Consider the following 19,917-nt stretch of genomic DNA (forward strand, 5'->3'; position numbering starts at 1 on the left):
TTAATAATTATCAGAGTAAGCTAAACAATGTCTGATTATGGTTATAATTGTAGACTAGATAAATAGATTTTGGTTACCGATAGCATTAAGCTAAAGGGACACGATAGTGGAATTAATCAAGGAGCAGTTTGCCGCGCGGCAGCTGCTCCTTGTTTTTATTAAGCCAACAACCGCTACGATTGTTTCATCGAGCCGCACGGCCCGCACTGGGATGCGAGGAGAGGTTTACGCTTGAGGGCGATCATAAGAAATGCGGCGTATACGGGGCACGGCTCTGCAACTATACTGGAAAATATTCGTCTAGGTAGATGTAGGAATTTCCGCCATACGGATGAGGTGATGATAATGTGGATGAGAACAACAAAAATATTACTTAGTTTTCTGCTCGTGTTCGGTATGTGGGTTGCGGTCGTGCCTGTAATGGTCCATGCATGCTCTTGCGCACAACCCCCAAGCATAGAAGACCAGCTGAATCGAAAAACGGCCATCTTTACAGGCAAAGTATTGAGCTTGACTAAACCTGCTCAAAGGGAGATTCAGTCTTCCGCAGATCCCGTAGAAGCTCAATTCGAAGTGAAAACGGTATGGAAAGGTGAAGTGGGTTCTCAGACAGCGGTGTACACCGCATTGAGTTCGGTTAGTTGTGGATATGAGGGCTTCGAAGTGAATAAGGAATACATTGTTTATGCCCACGGTGATCCCGATCGGCTCGAAACCGGACTCTGTGAAGGGACGAAGACTCTAACATCCGCACAGGATGACCTTGAAGCATTAGGAACAGGATATGAACCTGCTAAGCTCGCCGCTAAGATCATGATTCCTCAAGAGGTTCCGTTAAAATTATCAACAATGGATACAGAACCAGATCGCCGAGAGGGCATCCAGGTTGTTGTTCCTGCAATTTCACTATCCTTGATAATCCTGCTGGTCCTGTTCATAAGAAGGCGATGCCGATCATAGCCTCGGGATAAGATGCGAGTTCCGCTATCCACGCTCTGCCTGGTCGCGTTCAGCGGGGCAAGATGCGGCAAAAAAGTCGTGCTTCTGGAACATTCGGGTCAATTGGGCGGTAAGGGGACGCTCGGTAATGTCATTATTTTCTTTGGGGTAGGCATTGTTACCCGGATCTATCGCGAGCTCGTGTCCGAGGTCATGCCGTACTATTTGCCGCAATCGCATCAAGGCAAGGGGATACGGTTACAAGGGTAATCGCCAATACGCGGGAAGGGCTTAAAGCGTTCCTGGGCTGATCGATCATTGACTGCACCGGGGATGCTCGGGTCTAGCGGTTGAAATACAGCAACAGGGCTGCCGTGCGGGCAGCCCTCTTTGCGTGTGCAGGATATCATTAACGGTCGCTGCGTCCATCAGCTTGTTTCTTACTGGCGTTGCGACCTAACTGTTCCGTATCTTCAAGAAAAAAGCCGGTTCGCTCATGTGCAGTGGTATCTTCATAAATGGTTTGCGGATCACCATCGGTTTCAACATCAACTTTATTATTTGGCATTAGGATCAACCTCCTTCTTGTTAGGAGTAGCATCTCCTGAGAATTTGGAATTTAACCGCTTATTGGAATGTACATCTGAAACAGGCTGCCATTGAACAGATGAATTCCTTAGCGGTCTTGTAGTGGGAGAGAAACAGTAAGCTATAGTGGCCACTCTTCCGCAGAGTGGCCATTATTTTGAACGATTAGGTCAATAGTTCAAGCCGCATTTTGTGCGGTTTTTTTATTTTTATGGATACTACTTCTTGTCCTTTCCAAAAGACAAGAAGTTGTACTGTTTTCCATTAATGGACATAAAAATGTTGTGTTTTCCGCAACGATATATTGAGTGTTTATTTTTCATTATACAATATACCATATTTTCCCTAAATTCGGATTGTTATCGTTGGCTCCCGATCAGTCCCGGCCCGCCTCGTAAAGCTTCTGCGCCACCATGGCAGGCCTTGTGCGCGTATCCGTAAAGTGGTCCCCGTCACCGACGATCAGGCGGAACAGGCCTAGCCGTGTGGACATATGCGGATTCCAGCCGAAGCCCTCTCCTTGTGGCAACACGTTATCTTGGTAGAAATAGACATAGCTTTTGGGCGTAGGCAGCGTATAGAACGCTTTAAGATCCAATTTTTCGAATAGTGGTTTCGCCGGCTCCGGACTGACACTTGCATAAAACCGTTTGGCTTCCTCCAAGGTTGCCGTATTGACGAACAAATCCCGAAACAGCGGAAACGGAAGCATGATTGTATCGTCCTTCGATCCGGCACGGAGCTGCTCAAAGCCTTGCCTCGTTTGAGGCGGTAACTCGTCGGCAACCGACTCGCCGTCTTTCAGTACGAACGCGTCCCAGAAAACGAGGCGCTTGATGCGCTCCGGTACCTGTTCGGCGACCTTCTGGATGACTGATCCACCGAAGCTGTGCCCAACGAGAACGATGTCGCGCAGGTTCAGCCTCGTTATATAGTCGACGATTGACTTCGTGATCATCGCATGCGTGACATTTTTGTTCGGATCTGTGCCGTGACCTGCGTACTCCGGCGTATGGACGGCATGCCCTTGACTGCGCAGCACCGCGCCTACGCCGTCCCAGAAATGAGCGTCGGCCCAAGAGCCATGCACAAGCACAAATGTAAGCCGCTGCTGCTCAGGCAGACGACAGCTTTCGTCCGATTCAATGGCGCCACGCCACCAGAGCCATCCACTTTCGGTATAAGGGGAATAATAATACCTGCGGGGAGTAAACCTGTAATCGGAATAAGGGAATTGATGAAATTCCGGACGATAAGGGAACATGTTAAACATCCTCTCAAAATAACATAAACCAGCTTATGCCCAATGCGTTTGAGAGGTACCTGCACACGTTCCTCCGGCAAAAAATGCTTCCCTCTTAAGAACAAGCAATTAGCCATAGGACAATTGTTAATTCATTAAGCTAAAGCACAGGATTCTTGAACCCAATAATCCAGTAATGACGCGGGTTCCTGGCACCTTCAGGCGTCATTTTGTCGTATGTAAGGCTAAGGGCATGGAAGCGTACCCCTATGTCCTGCAACGGTTCCCCCGAACATCGAAGACGCCTTACGCGCCAATTCTGACGGTCTGACTACATCTTATTCCAATGTCTAAATTTATACATGTAAGTGTTTACAAGGGAACGTATGTACGGTACATTCAATATAGCACTTATTTATCTCAGGGGAGGGGATATTATTGAACAATTACGAGACGGAAGAAATCGGAGTAGAGGAAAATTTGCAAGACATCATTTACTGTTCTCTGATCCTAATGGTAATTAGTGTGAGAAACGGCAGCCATAAAAAGTAGTTCCTAAATTAACGGACAATAATGATACTTCCTGGAAATTCTGGTTACATGGAGAAAGTGACAGTGTTTAATTTATACATAGATCAGGGAGGATTGGAAATGCAAACAAATGAAGAAGCCAAAGTAGAAGAAAGATTGGAAGATATTACGGGTATAACTTGTATATACATTCCGGTGAATGACGTTTACGAGTCTGTCAAATGGTATCAAAAAAATTTAGGCTTTCAACCAACAGATCACAATCAAGTTAAACCTGGGATGGAAATAGCTATCTTGGTATTTCCCGACCAGAATGGAATGTTACCTGCAGCCGGAATCAGGCAAGTAGTACCAGCTATTTTCCTTATGGGAGGTGGAGGAGGGGCAACGCGAGCAGCAGGAAGCTATGGTTTTACGTTTGACAGTGGTGATCGACAACCTGTAGCTTGTTTCATTACTCCCCGTATCCAGGAAATGTACAATCGGTTCAAGGAGAACGGAGTGAACATCGTAACTGAAATTCCGGAGAACAGACCTTGTGGACCCAACTTCAGATTTAGTGATCTAGAAGGAAATCTGTTGGAAATATGGCAACCTTGAGTTTCTATGCTAACGGAGAACGATAGCTCAATAAAACTGCAGAAGGATCTGCCGCAGCACTGTTCAAATCAGGTGAATATTGGTTTCGTGAATATGTTTCAGTACGACACAAACACATTCGAAGGAGTTGTAGCTACAGATCTTATATTCATTGAAACAACAGATGAAACCAGAATGAAATACAAAGTGGGCGTCGATCCGAATTTTTACATGCCCATTTTAATGTTCCAGGTTGAAGACATAGAAAAATTGTATAGCTCTTTGAAACAGAGTGGGGCCGAGGTTGAAGAGATTCGAGACAACGGTGGCTGCGGACTGGAGTTTTATTTCTATGATCCAGAAGGGAACAAATATGTTGCATGGGAAATGCAAACCGTGGTTACTAGACAACAGGATAAACTTGTCTTTGGCAACTGTTATTTTGAAGGAAGTGTAAGTGCATTCTTGTCGAAAGTATCTACAAATTCTCGCGGCTCATCAAAAAAAGTCAATTTCCTTGATGCAAATAAATTAAGGGAGGAGGTCCCAGAAGGTTATCAGGAGGTTGCACTAACTTGAAATAACAAGGGAATGAGAAAATGAAAAGTAACAAAGAAAACGTGTCAGAGGAAAAAGCGGAAAACATCACAGGTAAGCAGGAAGTAATGAGAAAGATCATTACAGGGCCAACTATTCTACTTGTATCCAATCTTACCGAATCCAGAAGATATTATAACGAAGTACTGGGATGTGAGCATGACGACTGTGGTCATACCTCACGTGAAGGGTTATTCCTTCTAATGTACGAAGCAAACAATGCTGCGGATGTTAAGCCAATCAGCAGCATTCCTGGTGGCCCGCCGTGGGATATTCTGGTTTACACAAATTCCCATGATGAACTTTTAGAAGAGTTTAAAGCAAAAAAAGCAATTATTCACACAGAAATAAAGGTATCCGATTCAGGGTGGAAAGAATTTATTATTCAAGATTTAGATGGATATAAAATTGGGTTTGGTGGTTAATATCTTTAAACTTGAGAATGCCGCGGCAGCTACTCCTCAATTAAATGTCATTGTAGGTTTGATTAATTTTTATGGAGGAAATCAAATGGCTATTGGTGTGAAGAAACTTGTGGTTGGCATTCCGGTTGGTAAATCGGGATCGGGGAATTTCGAGGAATACGAAAAAGCAATACAATTTTATGCTAATGTTCTCGGATTTAAAATTGACTGGATAATGGGGATTGCAAGCCTTAAACTGGAAAACGGGCAGCAAATTTTACTTTTTGGAGAAGAAGACGATGAAAACAGTCTTTGGTACACAGGCGATATTAAACGGAACCCGCATTACAGCATTCAATTTTCTACGGAAAATATCGAGGAATTACGTTCGGATTTAATGAAAAGTGGTGTGTCCGTCGGTGAAATTATTCCCGACGGGGGTGGGGGCGAACCTATAATGATGTTTTGCGATCCGTATGGGAATCGGTTTTGGGCAGTAGAAGAAAAAGAAATAGATAGGGTAGCACAAGCGCTTGCTACAGGAATTCCACAATCGGGAGACAGCTAAGGGTACAAAAGCTAAATATCCATGATAACGAGGCTGCCGCGGAGATGAATCGGCAGCCTCGCTCCGTCGTCAACAATTCTGGCCATTTGACCGGCGTGACCGGCCGCTACTATTGAATTTACATTAAAGTGTCTGGAATTTTCACTATCGGAGAACGTTAGTTTAAATAGCACATATCGATGAGCTGGCGCCGCGGTAGCCTGCTCATTTTATTGAGCGAACGGGCAGTTTAGTGGAACAGCCAGCGTGTAGTACAGTTATAAAGTGGAAACCTATTACCTTTACCCTTCGTCTTTTATTTAGAACAAAATCAAAAAAAAGGTCCTAAAATTTGCTTGAACCGGTTAAGCAATCAAATAATTTAATGTAGAATTTTTGTGATGGAGGCGTAGAAATGTTCTTTTTACAAATGTCTGGATTTCCTGGGTCGGGAAAATCAACTCTTGCCAAGGAAATTGCGAAGTTCACTAAAGCAGTTATTATAGACCATGATATCGTGAAAACAGGATTATTAGAGGGACTGGGATTAGAGGGACTGGATGTAGATCCCAAACGTGCTGGCGGGGTTGCTTATCATATTGAATGGTCATTAGTCGATTTCCATCTCTCGCAAGGATATAGCGTTATACTAGATAGTCCTTGCTTGTACGAAGTATTGGTAGAGAAAGGGACTGCATTGGCTGAAAAACATAGCGCGAAATACAAGTATGTAGAATGTGTATTGAACGACATTCATGAACTTAACAATAGGTTGAAAAATCGTGTGCGAATGATTACCCAAATTGGTCCAGTCGATATACCTGAAGAAAGATGGCAAGAGGTAATCAACCGAGCCCAAAAGCCATCACACTTGGAATGTATGCAAGTAGACACCTCACAACCCGTAGATTATTATTTTGGTGATGTTTTGCTATATATTAATAAATAACATCTCTAAGGGCCACCCTTTACGGGATTGTCCAAAAAACATGCCGTTATAGCGCGTTGAACTGTAACATAAGTAAAAGAGAAGTCATTCCGAGGGACGGAGAACGTTAGATCAACGAAACAAGGAGCAGTTAACTGTGGCAGCTGCTCCTGTTTTTCACTAAGCTAGAGGGCACGATAGCATAACCGAAAATACATTCCTCTTCATTATGGATATTATCAAAATGTTTTGTTATGATAAGTACCATCCAGTATTTGGTAGTTTGATGACAAGGAGGTTTATCCATTTGTTTAAGGCAATCCTTGATGAGGATACATACATTTCTATTTTTGAAGAGAGGCATTCTCAAGAATTATTTGAGTTAATAATAAGTAGCCGTGACTCCATAAGAAAATGGCTCGAATTTCCTGATAAAACCAACTCTGTTGATGATACGAGAGCCTTTATCAGTCGTTCTTTAAATAGGTTTGCAAATAATAACGGGTACTGGGCCGGGATATGGTATAAGGGACAAATCGCTGGATCCATAGGTTTTTTAAGGATTGACTGGGATGCCATGCGTACAGAAATAGGTTACTGGTTAGGTTCAAAATTTGAGGGTATCGGTCTAATGACAAATGCATGTAAAGCCTTCGTTGATCATGCGTTTAATGATTTAAATTTGCGAAAAATTGAGATCGGAGTAGCAACCAATAACATCAAGAGTCGTGCAATACCGGAACGTCTAGGATTTACTCAAGAAGGGGTTATTAGAAATTACGAACGGCTACATAATCAGTTTCTTGATAGAGTAATTTATGGACTTGTTATAGATGAATGGCAGTGAAAGAATGGAGGAATGAATATGTATTTAGATAAATTCATATTGCCAATAGATGAAGAATCTTCATTGATAGAACAAAGAATGGCATACAATGGCGGTAGGTTTGGATATATCGACGAAACTTACCCATGTGGCATTTTCTCAAAAAATAGGTTTTCCGAATTGAGTTTTTCAAAAATTACAATTTTATATGGAGGGAACGGCTCGGGGAAAAGCACACTTCTAAATCTCATAGCGAATAAATTGGAACTAAATCGTATTGCACCATTCAATTCAAGTGAATTGTTTAGTTCATATGTTGAACATTGTAAATTTGAACTTGGACTCGACGACGAGGGATTTAAACATCGAATTCCAAATGGAAGCAGGATCATCACAAGTGATGATATTTTTGATTATATGCTTACAGTCCGCACAAATAATGATGAAATCGCGGATAGCGCAGAAGATATAAGATCGGAATGGGGAGATAAGAAAGGAAGTTTGAAATTCGGCAATACGGTGAAAATGAACAGCATGGATGATTATGAAGCACTGAGGTTACAGGTGCTTTCAAGAAAAAAATCAATTTCACGCAGGGAGTTTATTCGCAGAGTCGCCGGCACCGATGTTAAGCTGAACAGCAATGGGGAGACAGCCCTGAGTTATTTTAATTCCAAATTTAAAAATGACACATTATATTGTTTGGATGAACCGGAGAACAGTCTATCTCCTAAAAAGCAGCTTGAACTTGTCAAAATGTTAGAGCAAATGGCTCACTATTGCGGATGTCAATTTATCATTGCAACTCACTCACCGTTTTTACTGGCGATGGAGTTTACAAAAATATATGATTTAGAAGCTAATCCAGTCGACATAAAGCAATGGTGGGAATTAGAAAACACAAAAGTGTATTTTGATTTTTTCAATAAGCATAAAGGGCTGTTTCTCGAAGATAAGTATGGAAACAAGATTTGAATAAAAATATACGCCGCGAATATCGCGGTTTTTTTATCGGCTTTCAACACAGGATGCCATCGGTCGACGAGTTGTGTAGTTGCGACTTTTTTTATTTTAAGGAAACAAGGTCTTGTCAAAATAAATTGACATTCAGATTTAAGCCAACCAATTCATGCCTTCGGAATTTTACCCATATTCGGGTCCCGATAGCATTGGTTATCCAGATGAAAATACAATGGAACCCAGAGGTCAGCACTTGTTATCACATCAATTCTATTAAGGATTAGTAGGCCGAAACATGAAGAACGGCATGAAATATTTCGTTAAAACGTTAGTAGAACCAACGCTTGATTACGAACTTGTAATGGGGTTTCAAGAAGGGCTAGCAATGGTAAGAAATAACTCCAATGATAGAAAAATGGGCTTCATAGACAAGGCAGGTAAGGTCGTAATACCGGTAGAGCTGTATGACGGCTACAGCTTCACTGCGTCATCGCCGTGGCGGATGCAGTATATGTTCAGCGAAGGACTTTCCGCAATCCTGAAAGAAGGCAAATGCGGCTTTATGGACATAACAGGAAAGATAGTCATACTGCCGGAATATGAGTTTGTATCCCGTTTCAGCGAAGGGCTTGCAGGAGCTCGAAAAGACGGCAAATGGGGGTTTATCGATAAAACCGGCAAAACAGTCATACCATTTGAGTATGACTGCGCAAATCCATTCAACGAAATGCTATTCAGCGATGGGCTTGCGGCGGTTCAAAAAAACGGCAAGTTCGGCTATATAGACAAAACAGGCGAAGCGGTTATACCGTTTGGGCTGAAATATGATTTTATATACAGTTTCCAAGAAGGACTTGCAAGAGTAATGACAGGCAAAGGTGTAAGGCCGAAAATACCGCGGTTGGAAAATGAAAGCTATGAAGAACACTCCAAAAGAGTTAATACGGCGGGTGTGGAAGTAGCTAAGAACGAAAGATGGGGATTTATCGACAGAACAGGCAAGCTCCGAATACCTTTGGATTATTCGGGATGTCTTCGTTTTTCTGAAGGGCTTGTGGTTTCGGTAATAGATGATCACAAATGGAGCTATATGGATAAGATGGGCAATACACCTTTCCAGGCACACTTTGATAGTTTATCTTCTTTCCATGAAGGACTCGCGTCGGTTCAAAAAGGCAGCAAATGGGGCTTCATAGATAAAAATGGCGAGATCGTGATACCGTTTTCATATGATTGTGGATCATATTTCAGCGAAGGGCTCGCGGCAGTAAGAATGAATGATAAATGGGGTTATATTAACAAGACCGGCAATGTCATTATCCCGTTTGAATATAATTGTGTGTGTCCTGTAACTGAAGGTCTTGCTGTTGTAAGTAAAGACGACAAGTGGGGCATATTACAAATTGAAGAGAAGGATTAAATTAGATCTATTGGCTAATAATTCAGCTGTCACTGAAATAATAAAACCGGCACATGAACGGTTCTAATAACCCTAAAAAAGCCATCGATACATAATAGTCTATAAAAAATTTCAATATAAGTCTATTACTTTTTTGGTATAACTTGTATGTTTATTTATGCCGCGGCGCTAATCGATTTCAGTAGAAATGATATAGACAACAACTTAAACCGGATCAATTTGTTGTGAACTTTATGTGAGTATGAAGGGAGAGAAGAATATGCAAAAATTTTCAGAACTCAAATACATCAGTCCGAATTATGAAGTAGAAAAAGCTGTCTTGTTGAAATATAAGGAGGAAATGGCAACTGCATCTACCTATATGAAATTTCGTGATTCATGGCTATCACGAAAAAACGCGGATCAATATTTGGATATGTTAACAGATCTCGCGTACATACGATTTCTGACCGATACTTCGGATACATTTTACAAGAATACAGTTCACACAGATAGTATTGAAGATCCTCTGATCAAATTGCTTCGAAAAGAATGTGACGATGTGCTTCTGGATTCCCCTTATATGGAGGAGATTGCGGCTGAATTTGGAGATAAGATGATCCAAGATATGCGGATAAGAAGGAGCCTATCCGGAGAAAAAGCCGTTCCGCTGCAACTTGAAGAAAACCGATTAAGTATAGAATATAACAAGCTTGTTTCTTCAGGGAAATCAAAAGAAGCGATGTCTTGTGAACTCGATGAATTATATGACAGCATGATCAATGTGCGGACGAATCTGGCTAAAAGTCTTGGTTTCGATAGTTTTATCGAGATGGCGTATCGTATCCAGGGACGCGTCGATTACGGGAAGGAAGATATCTCCTCATTTCGTTCTCAGGTGCTTGAAGTCATTACGCCTGCCTGTGCCGCGTTTGAAAAGGACAGACCGTATGATGATTCCGTACCAATTGGTGCAGTTGGGAATATTGTCCATAATGTCAGAAATATATTTCACGACATTTCGCAGGAAAGCGGCGATTTCATTGATTTTATTTATGATCATGAATTGTTCGATGTTGAGCCTAGACCCAACAAGCGTCCTTTTTACTGCTGTTGTATGCTCCCACACTATAAAGCTCCGTTCATTATTAGCGATTTAAAAGGTAAAGGCAATGACGCGTTAATGTTTATCCATGAGTTGGGGCATGGTTTTGCATTTTATACCGCAGCACGCAGTCAGAAGTTATTCGAATACCACCGTTCAACAGTCAGTATCAACGAAGTTCATTCCAAGACGATGGAACTCCTTTCATATCCCTATTTGGAGCTTATCGTCGGGGAACATAAGGATCTCTTTAGGTGGAATCATCTATATGAGGCGTTACGGTATCTTCCTTACAGATGTGCCATTGATGAATTTGAACACAACGTATATGAGAACACAGTCTTAACAAAATCTCAGCGTTCTGAACTGTGGCGTGAAATTGAACAGAAATATATGCCCTGGCGTGCAGGGAATAATCATGAATCCGTTAAGCGTGGAACTTCTTGGCACAGCCAACCTCACCTCTTCAACGCTCCTTTTTCCTATATCGACTACAACTTTGCACAAATAAGTGCTTTTGAATTCTATGGAAGGTCAAAAATCAACTATCAGGAGACCTGGAAAGAGTACCTCGCATTTTGCAGTAAGGGAGGAAGTACAAACTATCTGAATCTTTTGGCTGCAGGAAAATTAGTCAATCCGTTTTCTGTCGGTGCCGTAGCCGACATATGTGCGCCTATTCTAAATGAACTATATGCATAGTTTTAGCGGGTGAACGATGCAACCCATGTAAATACATGTTCCGGTATGGAAGGCATGGATGCTACCGCACTTGATCAAAATCCAAGAAAACGTGAGCATTTAATAGAAAAGTGATTATCCATAGAGGGAGTTTTATGGAGGAGCCTCTGGACGACGCCTTCGGATCTTGCCCGTTTAGGTGTCGAATTACAATTAACATTGAACAATAATTCGAATGGCTTGCTTTCTGCGGACACGCTAAACCAAATGTTAACCGCCCAGGTCGAGGATCATATGGGCATCGGATTTCGCCTTGAAGGTGAAGGGGAAAGCAGCCGTTTCGGCCATAGCGGGTGGGATGAAGGTTTCGTAGCCCGGTTCGTTTTATCCAAACATCTCGGTTTTGGTGCCGTCATCATGATCAACTCGAACGAAGGCAATCCAATGCTTAAGGAAATCGAGCAAGCCATTGCGCGCGAATACGAATGGCCCGGATATTTTCCTGACAAAACCAACGTTAATGTACCGCGCAATATACTAAATGAATACGCAGGCGACTATAAGGCAGCATCCGGACTGCAAGCCTCAGTCATACAGGATGGCAATGACTTGAGCATACGAATTCAGGAACAGTCCCCAATCCGGCTGTCTCCCGAATCAGAAACGAAATTTTCAACAGAGGGACTTAACACAGTGGTCGATTTCGAAAGAAACGGTGATGGCCACGTGGTGGCACTGCATATTCATCAAGAGGGAAAATCATTCCGGGCGGACAAACAATGATCGGCTTAGTTGCGAAAACTGTCCCAATAGGAAATGATTTCAATGATATTGTCAGGAAGTCGTCGAGGGGGGATTACATTGGGTTCAAGAATTATGCACTATTGCATAGCAATCTTATTAGCAGACCAACTTGGCATCAAAAACAGGAACGAATTTATGCTTGGAGGAATAGCACCTGATATACATGGACTCATGGGTGTTCCTAAGGGTGTTACACATTTTAAGGACACCGATGCCAATGGGGAAAGTCATATTAACTACGTTCGATTCTACAACACGTATAAAGATGTCATTAAAGAGCAGCCATTTTACTTGGGTTATTTGTGTCATTTGATTTCTGATGTTGCCTATTTGGATACCTATTTCAAAATCGTACCCAAATCCTTATCTGCTGGACAATTGAAAGAAAAGCTGCAAACATCATATCGTGACTTTGAAAGATGCAATGGAAGAATTATAAGACAATACTCTCTAACCCTTCATGAGCATGTCTTGCCTTCGATCAACATTCATGGTTACAACGCAGATTTTTTACCTGCATTACTCGATGAGTTGCGAAAAGATTTCCAAATTGATGAGGTTCTCATACACGAGCCTTTGGAGCTCTTTAAGGATGACAACAGTGAAATTACTGATTATATAGACAAGTCTGTCAAACATAGCCTGGAGTTCCTGTCCAGAGTAGGAATATGCTCTTGTGCTCAGATTGAGATGGAATTGAAGGATTAATCGATCGCTTGCGGGGATCCGCCGGGAAGTACATCGAATATTTTTTCTCATTTAACATGGTTAGGAGAGATGTAGAATGAGTTCTTTGGTTCTCGGTTTCCAGGAAATGGAAAAATCGCAGCTTTTACTCGTTGGCGGAAAAGGGTTGAATTTAGGGGAATTATCAAAAGTAATAGGTATACAAGTTCCAGAAGGATTTTGTGTTACAACAGTGGGATATCAAACAGCCATCGCACAAAACGGAACGTATCTTGCTTTGTTGGATCGTCTAAAAATGCTAAAAGTAGACGATCGAGAACAAATTAGTGAAATTAGCAGAAAGATTCGACAAACCATTTCGAAAGTAGAAATTCCCTCCGATGTTGTGAAAGCAGTTATTCACTATCTCTCCCTGTTTGGTGAGGAACATGCTTATGCAGTGCGTTCTAGTGCGACTGCTGAAGATTTGCCGCATGCTTCTTTTGCTGGTCAACATGATACTTATTTAAATATCATCGGCAAAGAAGCAATCTTGCAGCATATCAGCAAATGTTGGGCTTCCCTATTTACGGATCGCGCGGTAATTTACCGTATGCAAAACGGATTCGGCCACAGTCAAGTTTATTTATCCGTTATTGTACAAAGGATGGTTTTCCCGCAGGCTTCAGGGATTCTATTTACCGCTGATCCAATTACTTCTAACCGAAAGCTGCTATCTATCGATGCCGGTTTTGGACTTGGTGAAGCACTGGTCTCTGGCTTGGTATCCGCCGATTGTTATAAAGTACGGGAAGGGAAAATCGTCGAACAGAGGATAGCAACCAAAAAATTGGCTATCTATGGACGGAAAGAAGGCGGAACAGAGACCCGTCAGATCGATCCCGTTCTTCAAAAGACTCAAACACTTACTGAACAACAAATTTTACGACTGGCACGCATCGGAAGACAGATTGAAGCTCATTTTGGTTCCCCACAAGATATCGAATGGTGTTTGGTTGATAATACATTTTATATTCTCCAAAGTCGGCCAATCACGACTTTATACCCGATCCCTGAAGCGAATGATCAAGAAAATCACGTTTACGTATCAGTCGGTCATCAACAAATGATGACCGATCCCATGAAACCGTTGGGATTGTCTTTGTTCTTGTTAACAACTTATGCGCCCATGCGCAAAGCTGGCGGAAGGTTGTTTGTTGATGTTACACCTATGCTGATTTCGCCTGTTGGCCGAAAAACAATAGTAGATACCCTGGGAAAATCCGATCCGCTCATCAAAGATGCACTTATGACCATAATCGAGCGAGGAGATATTGTCCAATCGTCACCAGATGATAAAGAAGAACCGAGTTCCGGTAAAAGCAATAAAGATATGCCGTCTGCGGGATTTCAGGCACAAATCGATCACGATCCGACAATCGTTTCTGATTTGATTAAACGTAGTCAAACATCGATAGAAGAGGTAAAACAAAACATCCAAACGAAATTAGGACCAGATTTATTTGATTTTATTCTGGAAGATATCCAGCAATTAAAGAAGGATTTATTTGATCCAGAAAGTTTGGGTGTGATTATGGCTGCTATGGATGCTTCATCATGGATCAATGAAAAAATGAACGAGTGGTTAGGTGAAAAAAACGCAGCAGACACGCTTTCTCAATCTGCAGCAAACAATATTACTTCGGAAATGGGTCTGGCGCTATTGGATGTCGCGGATGTGATTCGTCCTTATCCAGAAGTAACGGAATATTTGCAGCATGTAAAAGATGATCACTTTTCGGATGAACTTGTTAAGCTTGATGGTGGAAAGGAAATCCGAGACGCTATCCATGCTTATCTCAGCAAATACGGAATGCGATGTCCCGGAGAAATTGATATTACGAGAGCTCGATGGAGTGAAAAACCAATTGCAATTGTCCCGATGATTCTGGGCAACATCAAAAACTTTGAGCCTAATGCCAGCAAACGAAAATTTGAGCATGGGCGACGGGAAGCTTTGAATAAAGAGCAAGCGTTACTAGATCGATTGAAGCAATTACCGGATGGTGAACAAAAAGCCAAAGAAACAAAACGAATGATCGGCCTCATCCGAAATTTCATCGGTTATCGGGAATATCCCAAATACGCGATGGTGAATCGCTACTTCGTTTATAAGCAGGCTTTGCTGAAAGAAGCTGAACAACTCGTACAAGCGGGCGTTATTTATGAAAAAGAAGATATTTACTACCTCACTTTTGAAGAGCTTCACGGGGTTGTTCGCACATTGAAACTGGATTACCAGATCATCTGCAAACGAAAAGACGAGTACAAATTATATGAAAAACTGACTCCGCCGCGTGTTATCACGTCTGATGGTGAAATCATTGCAGGTGAGTACAAGCGAGAAAATCTCCCAGCCGAAGTGATTGTAGGTCTGCCTGTTTCTTCCGGAGTGATAGAGGGACGAGCGCGTGTCATTTTAAAGATGGAAAATGCCGATCTGGAAGATGGAGATATATTAGTCACTTCCTTCACCGACCCAAGCTGGACACCATTGTTTGTATCCATAAAAGGTCTGATCACCGAAGTTGGTGGACTGATGACCCACGGAGCAGTTATCGCACGTGAATATGGTTTGCCGGCAGTTGTCGGAGTGGAGAATGCTACCAAACTGATAAAAGATGGGCAACAAATTCGTTTGCATGGAACAGAAGGTTATATCGAAATATTGTAATGGCTGCAATACGTGCGCAAATCGGACGTTGAGATCAGCCGCGGCGGGGCATTATTAAAATTATGAAGGGAAAGAACAAAACCCACGGATCACCGTGGGTTTTTTTTGATAGGCAGACTTAACCGCAAGAGCCGTTTCGCCTATCCGGCGTTGGCAATGGCTTGCTGTGCCCATCAGATTTCCCTAACTCCTGTCGGGAGCGCGGCAGGACTGAGAAGATACCGAAATCACGGAAACCGGCTAACTTAGATATTTGTACGACACGGAGCATACTCAAGCCATGTAATGTCGTGCTCTGAATATAATGAGGATTTTATCCGGAGATAGGGCAATCGTCTAAGCGCAGCAGCGCATAGACACATACCATATTGAATGGGTACTAGGTGCGAAACCAGTTCCATTATGGCATAGATGAAAGGTGTGAAGCTTACAGATGATCTCGCGGGCTGTTTTTGATGTGAATGTTGTCCCTGATTTTGCAAATCAAGCATTCTTAGTTGCAGGCTGCGGAGGCTCGCCATTGCCTACATTTACGGTACCCGATGGTAATGTTGTCCTGCGACGAAGGAATGCGAAAGTAAGGGTTTCCCTAACTAACAGTGATTCTTCTGAATGCATTGATAATCGAATTGATGTGGGTGTAGCAACTGCGCGAACGTTAGGCTTGATCGATAAGAGGCGCTACAATGTGCGGTTTGACTCGGTCGATCGAAGCCTTACTTTTTTTAGAAAACCGGTGTCGCGTACTTCGATTGCCACTAGGATTGGAAGCACAGTCGTTGAAATAAATACGAATGGCGACAGGACCATTACGCATATAACGGACAATGAAATACACGTTTCGGCGATCGGCGTAGTGTTACTCGGAATTCTCAAGAATCAGCTGCTATTGAAGCGCGGACTTGTAACGAAAAAGGTTCGGCTTCAAGCAGGCACAGACATTTTTGTTGAACCATTCATTCAAGTAACTCCCAACACGGCGAAAATGTTTGGCTTGTTTGAAGAGGCCACTCCGGTAGCCTTCAACCAAATCAGCTCGGTCCTTCGCATTCATCCTGGTAAATAAAAAGGTCCAGCAAATACTATTATCTGGACAACATGAAAGGGTCACTTCCATTCGTCCGGTATTTTCGGATTGAAAGTTTGTGGTCCGCCTCCGGATAACGGTTTTCCAAACCGGAAGGATAACGAAACGTTTTTTAGTTGGAGGGAGCAACAAGGTATGACATGTTCATGTAAGCTGGGTCGGTTACGTCGAAATTCATTCACTCGTCCAACGCGTATGGGGATAGCGTGCGCATGTTCAAACGGTGACGTACTCCGCTGTCAAAGACTTATCGCCGGAATAAAGCAGCAAATAAACAGACGATTAATGTTATTAATAACGCTAGTAGGTGCAAAAAGCGCAGGCGGGAGCTGTAATCCTCAGGGGTGTAGGGTTTCCTTTCAGGGACAAAGCCGCCCAGGTCCCAAAGAGCAGGTAGCCAGACTGAAGCGGGAAGTCATTCGTCTACTCCAACTATTATTAAAAATAGTAGGCGCAAAGTTCGTTGATATCAGCTGTTCTCGCACAAAGTGTGGTGAATTCGTATTTAATGATCGGATTTGATGAAAACAAGAAGGACGTGACGACTTTGAAAAAGGCTGTAAAAACCAAGCGTCTCACGGTTGCCCGTAACAAGAAAACAGTCGAAAGGGAAATACAGACTTTAGCGAAAATCATTGGCACCCAAAATGTTGGAATTGCTTGCTTTAAAGTAAACGGGAAATTCAGATGCTTCTTTAGCTTCGGACCACAGCCCGGTTAAAAAGGTAGGGATATTTTTGAAAAAAATAAAGGGAACAACACGCACGTGCCAGCAAGTCATAGCCCGTAAAAGACAAATCATCGAAAGAAAGATTGAAGCCATATCGAAAATTTTAGGGGAAGATCTTGTATTTGTCAGATGTTCTCCTGTAAACGGCAAGTTAAGATGCACGTTTACTTTCCAGCATTCCAATGGAGGAGATGAAACCGGCTAAGAACCCACTCGCCTCAGTCTGAGTTTGCCGACAAATGTAAGAAAGCTTATAATTCCAACACGTTGTCTAATGACACAAACATGCCATAAATAAAATCAAGAGAACCTTTATGTTAAAAGGGGATGTTTGTGTCTTAGGTTAGTGACACAAACATCCCCTTTTACGCTTACGGTGACACAAACATATACTTATAAGATGCGAAAATTATTTAGCGATATCCGCGACGTTATTCCGAAACCTATGGCTTGAGGACTGTACTCCAAAGCGAACCATATCATCCCTGAAGGTTGGATGCGCGACAAGGAGCATTCAACCATGAGCAATCTGATGTCACTATCCCTGTTCAAAAATCAAGCTGTCAAACCCGCGTTTTGGTTTGTCGTGCTGGGCTCCGCCTTATGGGGAATCGATCCGCTATTCCGAGTGCTTTTGCTTGATTATCTCACCTCGACCAAAATCGCGCTGCTGGAGCACGTTATTCTAGTGCTGTTCATGGCTCCCGTTTTGTGGAAGCATCGGCAGCAGCTGCGCAAGCTCAAGCTTCGCCATCTCGGCGCGATGCTGTTCGTCTCGTGGGGCGGCTCGGCGCTCGCGACGGTGCTGTTCACGAAGGGACTGGCATCGGGCGATTTGAACGCGGTGCTTCTGCTGCAGAAGCTTCAGCCCCTGTTCGCCATTCTGATGGCCAGATGGCTGCTGAAGGAGAAATTGCCCAAGTCGTTCGGCATGCTATTTGTCGTTGCGATTTTTGGCACTTATTTATTAACGTTTAGCTGGAAGCTGCCATTCTCCAATATTAGCGAGATGCTGCAGTCAGGCAGCCTGATGTCGATCGGAGCGGCGTTGCTTTGGGGCGGCTCCACCGTCATGGGCCGCTACCTGCTGGGAGCCGTCAACTACGAGACCATGACGTCGTTGCGTTTCATCCTCGCACTACCGCTTCTGCTGGCGCTGACCCTTGGCGAACGCCAGTTATGGACGCTGCCCGGCGAAGCAAGCGAAATGGCTTTGATCGGCCTCAACCTGCTGCTGCAGGCGTTGCTGCCGGGGCTGCTCAGTTTGCTGCTGTACTATAAAGGCTTGAGCGCCATCAAGGCTTCTTATGCCACGCTGGCGGAACTAAGTTTTCCGATGGTCGGCGTTCTGATCAATTTAGTCGTATTCCGACAGGTCACTACCTTCACGCAAATCGTGGGTTTTATATTAATCTGGGCAACGTTGCTTGTCATATCACGTCAGCAAGAACGATCCGTCCAGCCAGAAGGGATCGTCAGGCCCACGGCGATCTAACCGACGTTCAATTCCTTTAAAAGTCATATTAAAGCCCAAGGGGGAATCAAGTTCCCCCCTTGGGCTATTTTTCATTTGATCGTTTAGTTCCTGCAGGGAAACTTCTAAAGTAATAACATGATAAAAAACAATAATCTAGTAAATGGACTCTTATTTAGTTGTCTGCCGTTTCTCTCATCCCTTCGAATTAATAGGATATTAAGGTAACAACTTCAATACTAACACTTACTTGAAGGGAAGGTGGCATTAAATGAAACAAGGACTGAGTTCTTTGAGGAGCAAGCGAGGAATGAGTTCTATGAGGGGCACGCGAGGAATGAGTCCTATGAAGGGCACGCGAGGAATGCGTCCTAAGAGGAGCATTTCAAATCCCGCTGCAGAAAAGCGCTTCTCTGCATTTAAGAAAAAGGTATCAATTAATCAATTTTACAAAGACGTCATTCGTTTAGTTAATCTAGAAAGAACTAGTCGAGGCATCCCGGCATTAAGAGAATCGATTCTTCTTGATTGGATGGCGTATTACAAGGCAATAGACATGAGAGATAAAGGGTATTTTGGTCATGTTTCTCCCGTTTATGGCAACATGGGACAACAGTATACTAGATTTGGAATTCGATGGACCGCTTATGGAGAAAACCTTGCATATGGCTATACAACTCCACAAGCAGTTGTAGCTGGTTGGATGAACAGTGCCGGACACAGAGCAAACATTTTAAATCCAAACTTCACATACACTGGTGTCTGGTATACAACAGGAGGCACATTAGGACGTTACTGGGTTCAAGTATTTTGGAGAGGATAGTACAAAGTTGATGGTATCACGGTTACATTCATTCCCTTTATAAGCGTAAACGTCAAACAGCCCTTATCATGACCGTATGGTGGGGGCTGTTTGACGCTTACGATTAATCAGAGGAGGTGCATATACAACGGGCAGAATTCAATAGAATGTTAACTTCGTCTATAGCTGGATTTGAGATCGTGTCCAAAGATAGAGATTGAACAGAAGTAATTCGACAAAGGATTAATATGAACTACGATCAGGGAATCTGGGGGAGCGAGTGGATCGTGTTT

Annotated in this window: 20 protein-coding genes; 18 read left to right on the plus strand and 2 right to left on the minus strand. The window is 43.0% G+C overall.

Going from position 1 to position 19,917, the window contains the following annotated elements:
• Positions 1-351: 351 nt before the first annotated feature.
• Both L1F29_RS17520 and L1F29_RS17525 read left to right on the plus strand, forming a co-directional pair.
• Positions 352-960 carry a hypothetical protein gene (locus L1F29_RS17520; protein WP_258383355.1) on the plus strand — a complete coding sequence of 203 codons (609 nt, stop codon included), beginning with the start codon at positions 352-354 and terminating at the stop codon, positions 958-960.
• Positions 961-972: 12 nt separating this feature from the next.
• Positions 973-1,209 carry an FAD-dependent oxidoreductase gene (locus L1F29_RS17525; protein ID WP_258383356.1) on the plus strand — a complete coding sequence of 79 codons (237 nt, stop codon included), beginning with the start codon at positions 973-975 and terminating at the stop codon, positions 1,207-1,209.
• 139 nt (positions 1,210-1,348) lie between these two features.
• Here the strand turns inward: L1F29_RS17525 and L1F29_RS17530 are convergent, their stop codons facing one another.
• Together L1F29_RS17530 and L1F29_RS17535 are read right to left on the minus strand one after the other, a co-directional pair.
• Complete coding sequence (locus L1F29_RS17530; protein ID WP_258383357.1) at positions 1,349-1,507, minus strand: hypothetical protein; 159 nt, start codon at positions 1,505-1,507, stop codon at positions 1,349-1,351.
• A gap of 396 nt (positions 1,508-1,903) precedes the next feature.
• On the minus strand, positions 1,904-2,791 hold the full coding sequence (locus L1F29_RS17535) for an alpha/beta fold hydrolase (RefSeq protein WP_258383358.1): 888 nt from the start codon (positions 2,789-2,791) through the stop codon (positions 1,904-1,906).
• 630 nt (positions 2,792-3,421) lie between these two features.
• Here L1F29_RS17535 and L1F29_RS17540 point away from each other — a divergent pair.
• The 16 genes from L1F29_RS17540 to L1F29_RS17615 all read left to right on the plus strand — a co-directional run bounded on the left by L1F29_RS17540 (position 3,422) and on the right by L1F29_RS17615 (position 19,645).
• Positions 3,422-3,901: a VOC family protein gene (locus L1F29_RS17540; RefSeq protein WP_258383359.1), complete on the plus strand. Its 480-nt coding sequence runs from the start codon at positions 3,422-3,424 to the stop codon at positions 3,899-3,901.
• Positions 3,902-3,994: 93 nt separating this feature from the next.
• Positions 3,995-4,459, plus strand: a complete 465-nt coding sequence (locus tag L1F29_RS17545; protein ID WP_373876547.1) for a VOC family protein — start codon at positions 3,995-3,997, stop codon at positions 4,457-4,459.
• Positions 4,460-4,479: 20 nt separating this feature from the next.
• Positions 4,480-4,902 (plus strand): VOC family protein, encoded by a 423-nt coding sequence (locus tag L1F29_RS17550; protein ID WP_258383361.1) that lies wholly within the window; start codon positions 4,480-4,482, stop codon positions 4,900-4,902.
• Complete coding sequence (locus L1F29_RS17555) at positions 4,895-5,449, plus strand: VOC family protein (protein ID WP_258389721.1); 555 nt, start codon at positions 4,895-4,897, stop codon at positions 5,447-5,449. Before L1F29_RS17550 ends, L1F29_RS17555 begins: the two co-directional genes overlap by 8 nt.
• Before the next feature lie 394 nt (positions 5,450-5,843).
• Positions 5,844-6,377, plus strand: a complete 534-nt coding sequence (locus tag L1F29_RS17560; protein WP_258383362.1) for a P-loop nucleotide/nucleoside kinase family protein — start codon at positions 5,844-5,846, stop codon at positions 6,375-6,377.
• A gap of 286 nt (positions 6,378-6,663) precedes the next feature.
• Positions 6,664-7,203 (plus strand): GNAT family N-acetyltransferase, encoded by a 540-nt coding sequence (locus L1F29_RS17565; protein WP_258383363.1) that lies wholly within the window; start codon positions 6,664-6,666, stop codon positions 7,201-7,203.
• Between the two features lie 18 nt (positions 7,204-7,221).
• Entirely contained in the window at positions 7,222-8,157 is a 936-nt protein-coding gene (locus L1F29_RS17570; protein WP_258383364.1) for an AAA family ATPase, read from the plus strand.
• A gap of 280 nt (positions 8,158-8,437) precedes the next feature.
• Positions 8,438-9,562, plus strand: a complete 1,125-nt coding sequence (locus L1F29_RS17575; RefSeq protein ID WP_258383365.1) for a WG repeat-containing protein — start codon at positions 8,438-8,440, stop codon at positions 9,560-9,562.
• A gap of 259 nt (positions 9,563-9,821) precedes the next feature.
• Entirely contained in the window at positions 9,822-11,348 is a 1,527-nt protein-coding gene (locus L1F29_RS17580; RefSeq protein ID WP_258383366.1) for a M3 family metallopeptidase, read from the plus strand.
• A gap of 273 nt (positions 11,349-11,621) precedes the next feature.
• Complete coding sequence (locus L1F29_RS17585; RefSeq protein WP_258383367.1) at positions 11,622-12,110, plus strand: hypothetical protein; 489 nt, start codon at positions 11,622-11,624, stop codon at positions 12,108-12,110.
• A gap of 78 nt (positions 12,111-12,188) precedes the next feature.
• Positions 12,189-12,839 carry a zinc dependent phospholipase C family protein gene (locus L1F29_RS17590; RefSeq protein ID WP_258383368.1) on the plus strand — a complete coding sequence of 217 codons (651 nt, stop codon included), beginning with the start codon at positions 12,189-12,191 and terminating at the stop codon, positions 12,837-12,839.
• A gap of 76 nt (positions 12,840-12,915) precedes the next feature.
• Positions 12,916-15,531 carry a phosphoenolpyruvate synthase gene (gene ppsA / locus L1F29_RS17595; RefSeq protein WP_258383369.1) on the plus strand — a complete coding sequence of 872 codons (2,616 nt, stop codon included), beginning with the start codon at positions 12,916-12,918 and terminating at the stop codon, positions 15,529-15,531.
• A gap of 433 nt (positions 15,532-15,964) precedes the next feature.
• Positions 15,965-16,597 (plus strand): hypothetical protein, encoded by a 633-nt coding sequence (locus L1F29_RS17600; RefSeq protein WP_258383370.1) that lies wholly within the window; start codon positions 15,965-15,967, stop codon positions 16,595-16,597.
• 529 nt (positions 16,598-17,126) lie between these two features.
• A complete protein-coding gene (locus L1F29_RS17605; protein WP_258383371.1) occupies positions 17,127-17,339 on the plus strand; it encodes a hypothetical protein in 213 nt (70 codons plus the stop codon).
• Between the two features lie 529 nt (positions 17,340-17,868).
• Positions 17,869-18,843, plus strand: a complete 975-nt coding sequence (locus L1F29_RS17610; RefSeq protein ID WP_258383372.1) for a DMT family transporter — start codon at positions 17,869-17,871, stop codon at positions 18,841-18,843.
• Between the two features lie 316 nt (positions 18,844-19,159).
• Positions 19,160-19,645, plus strand: a complete 486-nt coding sequence (locus tag L1F29_RS17615) for a CAP domain-containing protein (RefSeq protein ID WP_258383373.1) — start codon at positions 19,160-19,162, stop codon at positions 19,643-19,645.
• Positions 19,646-19,917: the final 272 nt, after the last annotated feature.

The organism is Paenibacillus spongiae (assembly GCF_024734895.1).
GTDB classification, from domain to species: Bacteria; Bacillota; Bacilli; order Paenibacillales; family Paenibacillaceae; genus Paenibacillus_Z; species Paenibacillus_Z spongiae.